This is a genomic window from Propionispora vibrioides, from assembly GCF_900110485.1.
In the GTDB taxonomy this organism is placed as follows: Bacteria; Bacillota; Negativicutes; order Propionisporales; family Propionisporaceae; genus Propionispora; species Propionispora vibrioides.
In genome coordinates, this window is sequence record NZ_FODY01000031.1 from 1 (window position 1) to 15,437 (window position 15,437).

The 15,437-nt window shown below is 48.1% G+C and carries 14 protein-coding genes; 2 read left to right on the forward strand and 12 right to left on the reverse strand.

Annotated elements, in window-relative coordinates:
* The first annotated feature begins 645 nt into the window (after positions 1-645).
* Complete coding sequence (locus BMW43_RS18320; RefSeq protein ID WP_177173672.1) at positions 646-1,785, forward strand: glycoside hydrolase family 18 protein; 1,140 nt, start codon at positions 646-648, stop codon at positions 1,783-1,785.
* Between the two features lie 91 nt (positions 1,786-1,876).
* Here BMW43_RS18320 and treR read toward each other — a convergent pair whose 3' ends face one another.
* The 11 genes from treR to BMW43_RS18375 all read right to left on the reverse strand — a co-directional run bounded on the left by treR (position 1,877) and on the right by BMW43_RS18375 (position 13,170).
* Positions 1,877-2,587, reverse strand: coding sequence for a trehalose operon repressor (treR, locus tag BMW43_RS18325; protein WP_091751205.1), 711 nt, complete (start codon positions 2,585-2,587; stop codon positions 1,877-1,879).
* A 36-nt stretch (positions 2,588-2,623) separates the two neighbouring features.
* Entirely contained in the window at positions 2,624-4,288 is a 1,665-nt protein-coding gene (treC, locus tag BMW43_RS18330) for an alpha,alpha-phosphotrehalase (protein WP_091751208.1), read from the reverse strand.
* An 87-nt stretch (positions 4,289-4,375) separates the two neighbouring features.
* Complete coding sequence (gene treP, locus BMW43_RS18335; protein ID WP_091751210.1) at positions 4,376-5,821, reverse strand: PTS system trehalose-specific EIIBC component; 1,446 nt, start codon at positions 5,819-5,821, stop codon at positions 4,376-4,378.
* 330 nt (positions 5,822-6,151) lie between these two features.
* Entirely contained in the window at positions 6,152-7,102 is a 951-nt protein-coding gene (gene asrC / locus BMW43_RS18340) for a sulfite reductase subunit C (protein ID WP_091751213.1), read from the reverse strand.
* A gap of 17 nt (positions 7,103-7,119) precedes the next feature.
* Positions 7,120-7,917 (reverse strand): anaerobic sulfite reductase subunit AsrB, encoded by a 798-nt coding sequence (gene asrB / locus BMW43_RS18345; RefSeq protein WP_245732602.1) that lies wholly within the window; start codon positions 7,915-7,917, stop codon positions 7,120-7,122.
* Positions 7,914-8,915: an anaerobic sulfite reductase subunit AsrA gene (gene asrA / locus BMW43_RS18350; protein WP_091751216.1), complete on the reverse strand. Its 1,002-nt coding sequence runs from the start codon at positions 8,913-8,915 to the stop codon at positions 7,914-7,916. The genes asrB and asrA overlap by 4 nt, the downstream gene beginning before the upstream one ends.
* Before the next feature lie 18 nt (positions 8,916-8,933).
* Entirely contained in the window at positions 8,934-9,701 is a 768-nt protein-coding gene (locus BMW43_RS18355; protein ID WP_091751219.1) for a formate/nitrite transporter family protein, read from the reverse strand.
* Positions 9,702-9,833: 132 nt separating this feature from the next.
* A complete protein-coding gene (locus tag BMW43_RS18360) occupies positions 9,834-10,307 on the reverse strand; it encodes a NanQ anomerase/TabA/YiaL family protein (protein WP_091751222.1) in 474 nt (157 codons plus the stop codon).
* 194 nt (positions 10,308-10,501) lie between these two features.
* On the reverse strand, positions 10,502-11,707 hold the full coding sequence (locus tag BMW43_RS18365; RefSeq protein WP_091751226.1) for an FprA family A-type flavoprotein: 1,206 nt from the start codon (positions 11,705-11,707) through the stop codon (positions 10,502-10,504).
* A gap of 123 nt (positions 11,708-11,830) precedes the next feature.
* A complete protein-coding gene (locus BMW43_RS18370) occupies positions 11,831-12,463 on the reverse strand; it encodes a glucosaminidase domain-containing protein (protein WP_091751236.1) in 633 nt (210 codons plus the stop codon).
* Positions 12,464-12,567: 104 nt separating this feature from the next.
* Positions 12,568-13,170, reverse strand: a complete 603-nt coding sequence (locus BMW43_RS18375; RefSeq protein WP_177173673.1) for a YitT family protein — start codon at positions 13,168-13,170, stop codon at positions 12,568-12,570.
* Between the two features lie 166 nt (positions 13,171-13,336).
* Here BMW43_RS18375 and BMW43_RS18380 point away from each other — a divergent pair, with 166 nt between their 5' ends.
* Positions 13,337-13,777: an Lrp/AsnC family transcriptional regulator gene (locus BMW43_RS18380; protein WP_091751242.1), complete on the forward strand. Its 441-nt coding sequence runs from the start codon at positions 13,337-13,339 to the stop codon at positions 13,775-13,777.
* A 10-nt stretch (positions 13,778-13,787) separates the two neighbouring features.
* Here BMW43_RS18380 and BMW43_RS18385 read toward each other — a convergent pair whose 3' ends face one another.
* On the reverse strand, positions 13,788-15,221 hold the full coding sequence (locus tag BMW43_RS18385; RefSeq protein WP_091751244.1) for a PIG-L deacetylase family protein: 1,434 nt from the start codon (positions 15,219-15,221) through the stop codon (positions 13,788-13,790).
* Positions 15,222-15,437 lie beyond the last annotated feature (216 nt).

Sequence of the window (15,437 nt, forward strand, 5' to 3'; positions counted from 1 at the left end):
TCCTTTCGGAGAGCGGCAGGGTCTCCCAAGTTCACACGGAGTAATGGTGTGTAGCATGCCAAGACCTTCGATCCCGGGGCGCCAGACTTAACTCGCCTTTATCGCTAAGCCCAGTATTGTCTTCTGCTCGTCCCATACATCGACCTTTCCCTTTAGGAATTTCGGGATTCTACATCTTCAGCTTTCGCTTTCGGCCTACTACCTTTCCTACCTACGCTTAGACCTGGCGTTACCGCTTCAGTCCCAAGGCTGGATACAGAGTGGCTGGCTAGACCTTCTCTGGCGGGATTTCCACCCGCTTTACTCCGTGCGCTTCTTGGCGCACGGGACGGTTCGTTTGATTCAGAAACTTATTGTGATTGCACGAATCAATTAGTGTGTGTAATTATCCTACCAAAGTGTGTAATCTCTCTTACTGCTACTCAACCGGTTATCCGTAGTCTTTTTAGTTCTTAGCAAGAACATCCCAGGGCTCTACTTTACAGCCTTACGGGCAAATAATTAATAATTCCCACAAGCCATGTTCTGGCATGAATTTTGCTTAAATTTATTATTGCCATATAAGTGCGATATTTTTATAGAAAGGGATGATTGCTAACATCGCTGTTTACCTAAGCCAAGATTATATTCGAGGGAGGATTTGTCGTGAGAAAGTGGACACTTTTACTGTTAACTCTCGTAGTTTCCGTCTTCATTGCGTTTCCGGTGGCTGCTCAAAATAGCAGCATCTCGCCGAAGGTGATCGCTTATCTGGCTGCCTGGACAAACTGGTCAGCTCAAAGTTTTGACGCTAACAAGCTGACACATATTAATTTGTCCTTTGCCAGAATCGAAAATGGGAAAATCGCCAATACAGTCATTGATGGCAAGGCTGTAGGCGATGCTCACTATGCTGAACTACAAAAAATGAAAGAGAAAAACCCCAACCTCAAAGTGCTGATTGCCGTTGGCGGCTGGGGTGGTGACGGCTTTTCTGATGCGGCGGCGACACCGGAGGCCCGGGAAATCTTTGCCCAAAGTGCGGCGGATTATATCCAGCAGTATAATATCGACGGTATTGATATGGACTGGGAATATCCTGTTAACGGCGCCTGGGGAACCATTAAAAGCAGGCCGGAAGATAAACAAAACTTCACTTTGTTAATGCAGGCTCTTCGTGATAAGCTGGACCTGCTGGAAGCCAAGACCGGCAAGCATTATCTTTTATCCTACGCCGCTAATATCAGCCCCTGGTATTTGGATAATACCGAACCGGCTAAGCTGGCAAGCATCGTAGATTATGTGAATCTGATGACCTATGATCTCCATGGCGGCTGGGAGGCACAAACAGGGCACCATACACCTCTGCTAAACAGTATCTATGACCAAAGCGGTATTGGCGGAAGTATGGACGGCGTACTGCGCTACTTACACAGTGGCTTTACTTCGGACAAGATCAACCTGGGAGTGGCCTTCTATGGACGTTTCTGGCCAGGTGTTGACAACAAAAATCATGGTTTATACCAAAAAGCGTCCCAGCAAGGGGCCGGCGATATAAAGTACTGTGACCTAGTAGCAAAATACAATGCCGCCAATGGTTTTGTCCGCTATTGGGATGCCAGCGCGCAAGCACCTTATCTGTTTAATGCCAGCAAAGGGATCTTTGTAACCTACGATGATCCCCAATCAATTAAAGCCAAGGCTGACTTTGTTAAAAAATATGAACTAGGCGGCATCTTTACCTGGGAACTCAGCAGTGATAAAGACGGCGTCCTTTTAACAAGCATGTATAGCGTTACAAAATAAATGATGTGGAAAACTCCTGCTAATTCCCTCGGGAATTGGCAGGAGTTTTTTTAAGTCGTTATCGGATTTTCCAACAGTCCGCAACAGCGCCCTAATTTCGCCGGGCGAAACCGACAAATTTGAATTTATCCGGCCGGTGCCTTGATTCGGTGTATTGGAACAACGTCATATCTTCCAAATAGGTATAGTTTTTCACTACCACGATCATGTTATAATTCTCAAAATCCAGATATTTCCGGTCTTCCTGGGTAGCTTGCTGCACAGTGACTTCTTTCTGGGCAAAGCCGATTTTGAGTCCCAGCTTGGTTTCCAGATGCTCATAAATGGAATCCTCACAAATGGCCTGCGTCAGTTTAGGCACATACCGGGCATCAAGAAAATCCTTATCCAGAATGATCTTTTTCCCGCCGATCTGCCGTACCCGGACCGCCTTCCAGACCTCAGCCTGCTCCGGCAATTTCAGTTGTTCTCTGATAAACTCGTCAGCTGGGATCTTTTCCAGTTCCTTTACCAACGTGCGGCATTTTTCCGTCATTTTTTGCGCCAGCTCTTTAAAACTGGTCAGACCCGATACGGGGAAGCTGAGTTTATTGATATCCAGAGCAAAAGAACCCTTCCCCTGGATTCTTTGTATATACCCGTTCTGCTCCAGCAAATGGAGCGCTTTTCTGACGGTGTCCCGCGAAGCGCCATATTCGCCAATCATTTCGGTTTCCGACGGCAGTTTGCTGCCGGCAGCAATTTCGCCATCTTCAATTTTCGCCAGTATTTCATGATAAATACTGATATATTTACTATCCATACACTAATCACCACGAATATTGTAACATCGTGCCAATTATTTCACAAGATGATAGACTATGGACTCGTAGGGCCGCAAGACTACCTTTTTACAGTCCCTGCCGGCATCGCCGTAATTGGTTATCAATATGCTGCTCTTGTACCGGCTGATCTCGATATCGTCAGGCAAAGTAAACACCGTTTCCCGGCCATAGAAATTGTTGATAACCAGCAGTTTTTCATTCTTATATTCCCGCAGATAGGCAAATATCTGGTCATGCTCTTCCAGAATAGGCTTATATTCCCCATAGGCAATAATATCATATTCTTTTCTTAGTTTGATCAACTGCCGGTAGTAGTGAAAGACCGAACCCTTTGCCTGCAAATCATTTTTCACATTGATTTCGGTATAGTTTTGATTGACGTTAATCCACGGTGTACCGCTGGTAAAGCCGGCCTGGACGCTATCATCCCATTGCATGGGAGTACGCGAATTATCCCGCGATTTAGCCTGCAGCACACGAATGATTGTTTGGTCCTGCCAGCCCTCTTGCTTGAGCAGGGCGTAACGATTGATGGACTCCACATCCCGGTACATTTCAATAGCGTCAAAATAAGGATTGGTCATGCCAATTTCCTCACCTTGAAAGATATACGGCGTACCCCGCATGAAATGAATGGTGGTAGCCAGCATTTTGGCTGACTCTTTACGGTACAGCCGGTCATCGCCAAACCGGGATACGATCCGGGGCTGATCATGATTGCACCAGAACAAGGCATTCCAGCCGTTTTCCTCCTGCATGGTAACCTGCCACAGGTTTAGGATTTGTTTTAATTGCTTAAAGTCAAAATCCATGAGCGCCCACTTTTCGCCGTCTTTATAATCAACCTTTAGATGGTGGAAACTAAAAACCATGGATAACTCTTTTTCTGCGGGATTGGAATAGCGGATACAATTATCCAGTGAGGTGGAGGACATTTCTCCCACTGTTATGACATCTTCAGACTGGCCAAAGGTCTCCCGGTTTAACTCCTTCAAATATTCATGTATCTGCTGTCCGTCGGCATAAAACCGTCTGCCGTCACCTTCGTTGTCATCCTGGTACACATCGGGTTTGGAAATCAAATTAATTACATCGAGCCGGAAACCCTTGACACCTTTTGCCAGCCAAAACCGCACAATATCAAAAATTTCTTGCCGAACCGTTTCATTCTTCCAGTTCAAGTCGGCCTGGGTTATATCAAACAGGTGCAGATAATAGGCATTATGCTCTTTTACATACTGCCAGGCCGGACCGCCAAATTTAGATTGCCAGTTCGTCGGCTCGCGTCCTTCCTTCGGCTCCAGGAATATATAGTAATTCTTATACCGTTCGTTCCCGGCCAGGGCCTGCTTAAACCAGTGGTGTTCGGTGGAGGTGTGATTAAACACCATATCCAGCATGATCTCAATATCCAGTTTCTTCGCCGCCCGGACTAATTCCTCAAAATCAGTCATGGTGCCAAAGGTCTCATCAATAGCACAATAATCGGCCACATCATAGCCGTTGTCTTTTTGCGGCGATACATAAAAGGGATTTAGCCAGATATATTCCACACCTAATTGTTTCAAATAATCCAGTTTTGCCGTTACGCCCGGTAAATCACCGATGCCGTCGCCATTGGAATCCTTGAAGGATTTAGGATAAATCTGATATACAACACTTTTTCTGAAATCTTTCATATTGCCATAACTCCTCTCACACCCCAACAGGAGGGCCCGTAGAACCCTCCCGCGTTAGCTAGCTGGTAAGCCGCTTCTTAGCTCCGGCTACTTTACCGGTATTCCACCGGTATTCTGCAGTTTTGCCGAATACCGGGTTTTCCCCAGGGCTACTGTCAGAAGGAACGGTACAACCACTGCAACTACCATGGCCAGGAAAAAGATGACCATAAACTGGGGTTTAATTGATAATATGCCGGGCAAACCGCCAACCCCGATGGAGTTGGCCATAACACCGGAGCCTACAGAAATCACGGCGGCAAAAGCCGAACCGGTCATGGCGCAGAGGAACGGAAAGATATATTTTAAATTGATACCGAACATGGCAGGCTCGGTTACGCCCAGATAACACGACACAGCCGCCGGAATAGATACCTGCTTTTCCTCTTCATTATGCCTGTTCAGATAGATCATTCCCACAACAGCCGAGCCTTGAGCAATATTGGACAGGGCAATCATGGGCCATAAATTGGTTCCGCCAAACTGGGCCATGAGCTGCAAATCAATGGCATTGGTCATGTGGTGCAGGCCGGTAATGACCAGCGGCGCATAGGTAAAACCAAAAATCGCGGCAAACAGCCAGCCAAAGGAAGAAGTAAGTCCGGCGTATACTACGCTGGAGATGACTTTGCCAATGGCCCAGCCAATCGGTCCTAACACAGTATGGGCCACCAGAACGGTAGGTACGAGTGCCAGAAAGGGAACCACGATCATCGATACGTATTCGGGAACCACCCGCCGGACATTCTTTTCCAGTATGGCTAATAAAAAGCCTGCTAAAATAGCCGGGATAACCTGGGCCTGATAACCGATCATTTGTACCTTGGCAAAACCAAAGTTCCAAAAGGGAATTTTATCAGCCGGAGTACCGACAACGGCATAGGCATTTAATAACTGGGGAGATACCAAAGTAAGACCTAATATAATGCCAAGTATTTGTGTTGTCCCCATCTTTTTCGAAATAGACCAGGTAATGCCGACAGGCAAAAACATAAAAATAGCTTCGCCGATCAGCCATAAGAAGGAATGAACGCCGGCCCAAAACTGGGATTGCTCCACAATGGTCTTGGTTCCGTCCTCTAACAGCTTTATATCGCCGATGACATTACGAAATCCCAGGATCAAGCCGCCTACTACCAAGGCCGGGATAAGCGGCGAAAAGATTTCCGCCAAATTGGCCAGCAGCCGCTGCATCACATTCATATTATGTTTGGCTGCACTTTTGGCCGCTTCTTTGCTAACACCATCGACACCGGCAACTTTTACAAATTCATTATAAAAGGCCAATACATCATTTCCTATAATTACTTGAAACTGTCCGGCCTGGGTAAAGGTTCCCTTTACGGATACCAGCTTGCCAATCTTATCTACGTCTGCCTGCTGTGGATCCTGCAAGACAAAGCGTAGTCGTGTCGCACAATGAGTCACTGCCGCGATATTTTCTTTCCCGCCGATTAGTTCCAGCAGTTGTTTTGCATCGGAATTTTTACTCACGCAAATTCCCCCTATGTAGTTTTTCCCTAAATCCTACATTGCCCAACTTGTTCAGCCTGCAAGCAATGATCACCAAAACTCATACGTATAAGTTGTTGCTTCTATTGTAACTTGTACGTATAAGTAAGTCAACGCTTTTTATTAAGAATTTAGCCACTAGTCAGAAAACTTTTCCTTATCTTTGCCACCAATGATCCTGCGCTGAGAATATCCTACTATTCCCTTTAAAGCACTCCCATTTTTTTGGCCCTTCCCGCAAAACTGCACAAATACAAATGGCCTGGATCGTTGCAACGATCCAGGCCGCTCTCTAAAGCTTGCTAAGTTGATTTACGACCACTGAATATGCTCGGCCACCTGAGCCTCCGGATTTAAGACAACATCCTTCAATGCCCATTTTTTGAATTCCTGATAGCCGGTGCGGTCTACAATATACCCGACATGTTCTTTACCGCCGGGAGCTTCTTTGTCGATATATTCATCAATATAAGCATAGGTATTTTTCAGGATCTTCATGATGCTGCCTTCATCAACCCAGCGGATGAAAGGTCTGGCAAGCCGGGGATCCCGTTTGCCGGTACGTCCCATGATAACCAGTTGAAATAACTTAACAACACTCCGGGTCCAGGCACCGGAAGGACATTTACCGACGCATTCTCCGCAGCCAATACAGCGTTCCTTATCTCTGACTACTTTGTAGTTTTCAAAGGTCAGCACCCCGGCCGACCGTTTCTTGCAATTTTTCACACACGACTGGCAGCCAATACACCGGTAGGCATCGTATTGCGGTTCATTCATGCCGATAATCCCGAAATCATGCATTCTGGCTTTAATACAGTCATTGGGGCAGCCGGTCAGGGCGATCTTCACATGATAATCGTTAGGGAAAACAGCCTGTTCAATCCGTTTGGCAAACGCCGTCGTATCGTATTGGGCGAACGGACATACCCGGCTGCCGATACAGGCGGCAATATTTCTGGTGCCTGCCGCCGGGTACCCGGTCAGAGGGCTATCCTGATTGATGTCCAGCCCTTCAATCAGCTCTTGAATAGCCTGGTTGACTACCGGCATGTTCTCCATGGCAATGCCCGGAATCTCAAACCCCTGTCTTGTCGTGATATGCACCGTACCATTGCCATAGGTTTCGGCAATCTCCCGGATAGTGGTCAGATAATGAGCATCCAGATGACCGCCCGGCACTCTGAGGCGCACGGCAGTTTTATAGCGTTCTTTCGTAACCCGGAAAGCATTTTTCTTTAGCTCTTTGGTTTTAATATCCATGCTTAGTCCGCCCTCCCTTAATCGATCAGAGTTTTGGCCTTAGTATAGTTAAATACCGGGCCTTCCAGGCAAATATACGTATCATCTATTTTGCAATGGCCACATTTTCCCACGCCGCAGCACATCTTCCGTTCATAGGACACCCAGAGATTTTCCTCCCTGATTCCCTGCCGCAAAAACTCAGCTACGGTAAACTTAATCATAATCGGCGGCCCCACCACAATGACCTGCGCCGCTTCTTTATTTAAGAATTTGATCTCTTTTATATATTGCGTAATCAATCCGGTCTGTCCCTGATAGGTTTCATCCTCCGCCTTATCTACCGTCAAAGTCACCTGCAGCGTCTGCTCCCATTTTTTGAAATCATCGCGAAACAGAATATCCTGGGGTGACTTGAAGCCGGCAAGCAATGTAAACGACGGCGTTTCATCCCTGTGGGCAGCAAAATGATCCACAATGGCTTTTACCGGTGCCAGCCCCGTTCCACCGGCAGCAACAATTACCTCACACCCCTGATATTGCTCTATCGCAAAGCCATTGCCATAAGGGCCGCGCAAAAACAGAGTATCCCCCTCCCGCAATTCATGAATGGTATTGGTTACCGCTCCCACCCGGCGGATGGTCATCCCGATATAATTCTCGCCAATATCACTCACGGAAATAGGAGCTTCCCCGTATTTGGGTAAAGACACTTCGAAAAACTGGCCTGGCTTTACCGGGCCGGCATATTCCATATGAAAGGTAAAATCAATGTCGGTATGGGGGATGATCTTAATGATCCGCGACTTGAAAGGCAAATAAGGATTGGTCATCATTCCGGCACCTCCTCAAGCTTACTCAGCTTATTCAAGCAATGGGCAAAGGAAATATACTCGGGGCAGGCATCGTCACAACGGCCACAGCCCACGCACATAGGCTGGCCAAACCGCTTTTGATAGTCATATACCTTATGCAGGACTCTAAACCGCATGCGGTCGCCCTGAGTTTTCCGGAAGCCATGTCCGCCGGCCATGTCGGTATAGCCGTCAACCATACAGGAAGCCCACACCCGGCGCCGTTCGCCGGCATTGCGGTTCTCTTTGTAAAAAATATCCTGCATGGAAAAGCAGCTGCAAGTAGGGCAAACAAAATTGCAGCGACCACAGCCAATACATCGTGACGAATACTCCTGCCACACTGGCGAGGAAAATATCTGCTGATCCAGTGCTGCCGGCAGCTTCACTGCCTTCTTGTTCTCCGTGACAAAATCCGGCTCCAACTCCAGCGTCTCGGCACCGGCAAAACCGTTCAGCGCCGGATTTTTTACGCCCACATATACGGTATCACCCGCGGGCCGCACAAACAGGTCATACCCGGCAGCAGTATTCGTTCCCATACTCACGCAAAAACAGTTGTCAAAGCCTTGCTCCGGGCATTCCATCAGGCAAAAGTGGATTTTTTCCCGCAGTGCCCGGTAGTAAGGATCGGCCGGACCATTTTGAAGATACATAGCATCAAGACGTTTCATTGCGTGAATGTCACAGCTTCGCACAAACAACAGTATCTTTTTATCGCTGATTTGAGGTTCATTCCAATGGTCTTCGGTAAAGTAGAACAGCGTCTGCGTAATCGGCAGCACCACTTCTTTGGCTGAGAAGCTGGCCTTTCGTTCAAAGCAAACCTCGGATAGCCTGCTTATCTCCTGATATCGTATGGAATCGGTATCCGTATATGTCCCTTTTCCGGCCAACATGACCGGCGCAAAAATCAGATACTCCTTTTTTAGCTCCTGCAGATATTGATCAAACGCCGCCAAGGATACTTTGTACGCCACAACCATTTCCCCCTGTCTTTAATTTTTTCTGGCAATATACCAGTAGGAATAGCCGATAACCAACGCTCCGCCAATCACATTGCCCAGCGTAACCCAGACTATATTGTAGATAAATCCGCCGACCGACACACCGGCGGCTCCTGGAGCTAACAGAGCCGCAGTCAGCAAGGTCATATTGGCCACGCTATGTTCAAAACCGCTGGTAATAAAGGCAAACAGACACCAGAATACCATAATAAGTTTGCCCGTCTCCTCCTTCATACGAAAGGAGCACCAAATCGCCAGGCAGACCAGCGCATTGCACAAAATACCCCGGATAAACAGTTGCAGCCAAGGCAGCGACATTTTTGCCTGGGCGGTCTTGACAATAAAAGCTTCGGTACTGCCGCTGAGCAGTCCGGAATAAGCAAACAGCCCGGCCAAAACAATCGATCCCAGCAAATTGCCGGCAAAACTGAATAGATAAATACTCCAAACCTCGCGGACGGTTACTCTTTTTTCCAGACGGCCGATTGCCATGACCAGGTTGTTCCCGGTAAAAAGCTCTGAACCGGCCATGATGACCAGGCTCAAGGCAATGCCAAAAGAAAGTCCCATAATCAGTTTGACCGATGCCGCTTGCGCCTGACTGAGCAGACCGCCAATCGTAAAAATAAGTAAAATTCCAAATCCCACATACATACCGGCTAAGGCTGACGAAAGGATATAGCGCCCTTTGGCCGCTTTTAATAAGGCCGCTTTCGCCTCAGCCGCTCCGGAAATTTTGGCAATTTCTTCATAGTACATGACCGCTCCTCCGTTACCATCAAATTGTCTGAATTAATAGAATTTATTTTACTACAAAAAAAGAAACCGGGCTGTGACGTGTATCACAACCCGGCCCGTATGCCGTACAGATTATTTAGAATTCTTCATTGCTCAGATGGCATCCACCGCTATTTTCACAACCACTTTACGTACCCGGCCGGTCTTGTCGCCAAGACTACAGTTAGGACGGTGCACATCCCAGGGAAAGAAAATGGCAAACATCCCCGGCAAAAGAGTCAGGTCTGTCTCGTCCGGAATCTGGCGGTAAAAGATGACATCCCGTTCTGCCAGGCAATCCTCATCCACTTCCCGGGCCTGTTCCAAAGGAGCTACGCCGATCATTTCTGCGCCGGAGCAGACATATTGTATATCTATATATTTTTTGTGCGCCTCCGGCCGGCGCTTATTTTTCGGTTCGGTTTCATATTCGGCAATGGACGCATAAATCCGGTCTTGTTCAATTTCATGACGTCCCAAAGCCAGGTTTGCCAGATCGGCTTTCCCGAGAAAGTTCAACCCGGTTTGCAGTGCCGCCGGGTACAGCGGCATTTCTTGTTTGATATTGGATATATAGCCAACAAGCATGCTGTTGCCTCCTGCTTTCCTCGGGAACCACTGATTTATTCACACTGCGCATCCTGGCGGATCTTTTTCCGTCTGGCTGCGTCAGTAAAACCTTGAAATAGCCCAACTATTTTTGCGGTTTCACTTCCTTGCCAGACGAAAAAATCTCTCACCAGACTGGCCGGTTCATTAAATCAGCGGTTCCCTTGATTATTCTACTCCTTCACGGATGCGTAGATGTCTTCTACCAGCTTGTCCAGTTCCGCTTCTTGCGATTCCTTCAATGAGGACTTGATTTCAAAGGGAGAACCGATCAGCTCCATGTTCTTCATTTCCTCAATGATTTTAAGCATCACTTTGCCGGCCATACTAGCCCAGGTATGGTTGCTGACCACGGCCACTTTCCGGTTTTGCAATTGCAACCCGGCCATTTCATGCAGCAGCGATTCCATCACATAGTACAGCCCCATATTGTAGGTTGGCGAACCGATTACCAGATGGCTGTATTTCCAGACATCAGCAATAATATAGGACGGGTGGGTCTTCGACACATCATACATGCGCATATCACAGACGCCTTTTTGCGCCAGCTTGTTGGCGATAACATTCATCACGTTTTCCGTGTTGCCGTACATCGAGGCATAGACAAGCACCACGCCCTTCTTCTCAGGCTCATATTTACTCCAATGCTCATATTTATCCAATATATATGGCAAATCCTTACGCCAGATCGGGCCATGGAGCGGGCAAATCATGCGAAGATCCAAAGCGGCCGCTTTTTTCAGCACCGCCTGTACCTGGGCGCCGTACTTGCCGACAATATTGGCATAATAGCGGCGGCTTTCGGCCAAATAGGCCGAGTCAAAATCAGCCTGGTCGCTGAAAATATTGCCGGACAGCGCACCGAACGAACCAAAAGCGTCGGCAGAAAACAGAATTCCTTCACTTTCCTCATAGGTAAACATAACCTCCGGCCAATGCACCATCGGCGCAAAAATAAACCGCAGCGTATGCTTGCCTAAATTGATCGTATCGCCTTCCTTAACCTCCAGGTAGTTTTCCCTTTTGTCAAAGGTATAAAACTGCTCCATAAATTGAAAGGTCTTTTTATTGCCTACGATTTTCACATCAGGATAACGACGGGTAAGCTCGCCGATATTGGCGCAGTGATCCGGCTCCATATGATTTATAACCAGATAATCCAAATTGCGTCCTTGCAGCACATGCTCGATATTTTCCAAATACAAGGCGCTGATGGCCGAGTCCACCGTATCCAGCAGTGCCGTTTTCTCATCCATGATCACATAGGAATTATAAACCACCCCGTTAGGCAACGGAAACATGTTTTCAAACCGTTCCAGTCTTCTGTCGTTACCGCCCACCCATACAATCTGGGGTGTAACCTGTTGTACACAATGCATGATCCTGCCTCCTCCTCCAACTCAGGTAAACAAATGTTTTTCAGCAACTTTTTTCTTATTGTATCATATCAATATAGTTTATTCAAAAGTAAACCTTTAGCGGAACCACTAAACCACCACCACTCACTCGCCTCCCAGAATGCGCTGATGAATGGTCATGATTTTTTGCCCGTAAGTCGTGCCGGGTACGGCCCAGCGACCGTTTAAGTCGGTCCAGCTTACCGCCTGGGCAAAATTGGCCGACCGGCGCACCAGCTCATAACGGGGATCCACAATGTCGGTAACCGGCCGGCGAGTTGCCGTATAGGCAACCAAATGTTGGATTTGCGCCCGCACACCAATCTGCGCTGTTTCAAACCAGGCTCCCTTGACTCCGCCGCCGGTCGTACCCAACCCGCAATAGTTATTCTGCAGCGGCACCACATCGCCGCCATAACGGAAATTGCCAGTTTCATGCAAGGCCTGGGCAAAGGCGACATCCGGCCGGATTCCTTCGCGTGTCGCTTCTTCATAGTAATAGGCTACTAGTTGCCGCGGTGACACCGTCAACAGGGGCAGCGGATTGCGCCGCAGCAGATATTGCAAGCACTGTTCCTGCGTCGCCATAGCCGGCCCCATAATGGACAGGGCCAGCGGCACCGTCCGCAGTCTGATTGACAGTGACGGCAAATCATAGTTAAACGTACCGCCGGCTGCTTCGGCCATTGGTACTGTCAGCAACATAGCCAGCAGCATAAAAACCAGTTTCTTTAGCATAAACCCTCCTTAGACAGCATAATATCATCATCACTTGTACTGTTGTTTCGACATAAAAAGAGCCAACTCCTGTCTGAACAGAAGTTGGCTCTTGGTCCACCATTTTAAAGTTCGGTCGCTGTACTTAATATCTGAGCCCGTTTGGCACTGCGGCTTTTGCAATAACCGATAACCGACGAAATCACAATAACAGCCAGTACCGAATACAGCCCCCGCAACAGCCCGGCGGCATAAACACCGGACAGCACCACAATACTGTCGAAAACGCAATTGGTATAGCCGGGATTCCAATTATATTTTTGCTCTAAATATAAGGCCAGGATATTGGCGCCGCCCAGTGAAGAACGATTTTCAAACAGAATTGCCAAACCTAAACCAGCCAAACCGCCGCCCAGCGTAGCTCCGATCCAGGGAGCTACGGCAAAACCGTTAAACAGCCAATGTTCCAGTCCACCGGTGATACAAGACAGAAGCGTAACAGCCGCAAAAGTCGCCAGCGTAAAATTCCAGCCCATTCTTAGTACCGCGAAGGTATAGAAAGGAATATTAATCACAAAAAATGTGGGGGAAAAAGGAATTCCCATCAAATAAGACAAGCTCAGGGAAAGCCCCGCCGTACCGCCAATGACCAGATGGGCATGGGCTAACAACAACGTTCCGATCCCGGTAATCAAACAACCCAATATAATACTAATCACTCGATTCACTATTTCAGTCCCCTTATTCGCAGTCAAACCGCTTTATCAGTTATGAAATAAATGATAGAATAATATTGCCTGTTTTAATATATTAAAACGAATGAAATAGACCATATTGGTTATCACTTTGCATAAAAAGCAACAGTAATTTCTCCATTTTAGAAAGGATGTCTTTATGGATGCTTTAGATATTCGTCTGTTGAAACTTTTGCAGGACGATGGACGCATAACGGTCAGCCAATTGTCACAGGAACTGGCCTTGAGCCGTCCCAGTGTCTCGGAGCGGCTGCATCGCCTGCAGGAACAGGGAATCATCGCCGGCTTCACTGCCCGGGTTTCCCCGGCTGCCGTAGGGCGTACCATTCTACTGTTTATCCAGGTCAGCCAACTCCGCATGAATCCCCACGAATTTGAAAAATTTATCGAGGATCAGCCCTACATCCTGGAATGCCACCGGGTAACCGGCACTGTCAGTTATTTCATCAAGGCGGCCGTGGCCAATATGAACAGCCTGCAGCAATTGGTCGACCGTCTGATTGCCTTGGGCACGGTCAACACTTCCATAGTACTGTCTTCCCCTATTTCTCACCGTATTGTCCTGCCGGAAGATGTATAATAGTCCGCGGTCACAAAACAACCCTGACCGGCTGCCATACAGTATGGTCAAGCATCAGTCCCAGACTGTCCCTGGTGGTAACCTGCAGCAAGAAGAAGTCAGGTAACGGCTGCCGGTCAGTATAGGTTAGGCGAACTACCACATCATTGGGAAAACGCAAGATATCGCCCTCTGCCAAATCCGATTCGGCTGTGCTGAAACTAAACGCCTTGCGTTGCCGCCATACCCCCTGTCGCTCCCGCCCGAACGTAATAAGCGAAACCTGATAGGTATGCTGCCTTTCCGAATAATCCGGAATATGAAACCGCAGCCAAAGACGGTTTCCCTGCACCAAGCCACCGACGGCAGCTATTTTGGCGTTGCCTTCGATCACACCAAGCCAGTTAACACCACGGGAAGCAATCAAAAAGGACGGCTTATTAAGCCAGGTATTCAAACTGGTGGCATCCAGTACCGGCTCACTATTGATTTCCGGTATGCTGTTGCGGCCAAACAATTCATTAGAACGGATAAAACTCAAAAGCAAGCTCGACATAACCGGCACCTGAAGCTGGCTCGTGTACGCCTTGACCGCCTGCTCCTTAACCGTCATCGCTTGTGCCGACAAAGCCTGCACCTGCCACTCTGTTTCCCGATTTTTATAAAGTGGCCGTGGCGGCAACAGGGCTGCCTCTGGACGGTAGCCATGGGGAATAGGAAAGTCGCCCCGGTGAACCAGATAAGTGTCCAGCCTGGCGGTTGACGAAAGCTCCCCGCTGCCCTGCAAATGCATAAAGGCTGTGGCCGCAAACGCCCAAACGGCAGCGTGATCGGCATGTTCGTCAGCGGGATGTGGTGCCATAATTAGCGTGGGTTTAAAAGAACGCATCAGTTGTTCCAGGCCAGACAGTACATTTTCACCGGCGTAGGGCACCTTTTGCTGATAGCTATTGTCATACGGAGTGTACTCAGTATCCGTATAGCGGGAATGATATGGCCGGTTGCTATCCCAGTAATCCAGCCACAGGGCATTCAGACCTCTGTCGGGATAACCAAGAAAAGTGATCTGCTCCGGCTGCAGCCCCAAATAAGCTAATGCCCGTACTGTTTCTTTCTGCCGGACATAGCCGGACTCAACATAGTCGTCGGCCTTGAGAAACAACCGGTGAAACTGTCTTTCCACGGCAAATGTAAAACCGTCGCCGTTGGTGACCACCACCACCTGGACCGTACCGCCAGCCTGCAACACAGCCTGAATTAAACCTGCACAGCCCAGCGTCTCATCATCACAATGAGGTGCAATGACCAATAGCCTGGTCTGCTTCTGGACAACCGGAAAAGAAGACAATTGTAAAGAAGGCTCCGGTTTTTCCTGATAATAAAAATATCCGTAGCCACTACCCGCTATAAGAAGCGCAAGTACCAGCACGATCATCAATAACTTCGCTATATAGGCCCGCCGCATAAACCTTCCTGCCTCTAGTACTCTTCCACATTAAAAACTCTGCTATCTTTGCAGTCTTTTTACGCACTGCTTCGTTGTTGTCACCGTGCAGATTCTCAATCTGCACGGCTCCTCTGCCCCGCATTGCAAAAAAATCCTCACAAAAATTAGCGATAACTTTAACGCAGATGAGATACTCTAAGATATTCCTGTCAGTACATAGACCCACAGGACCCG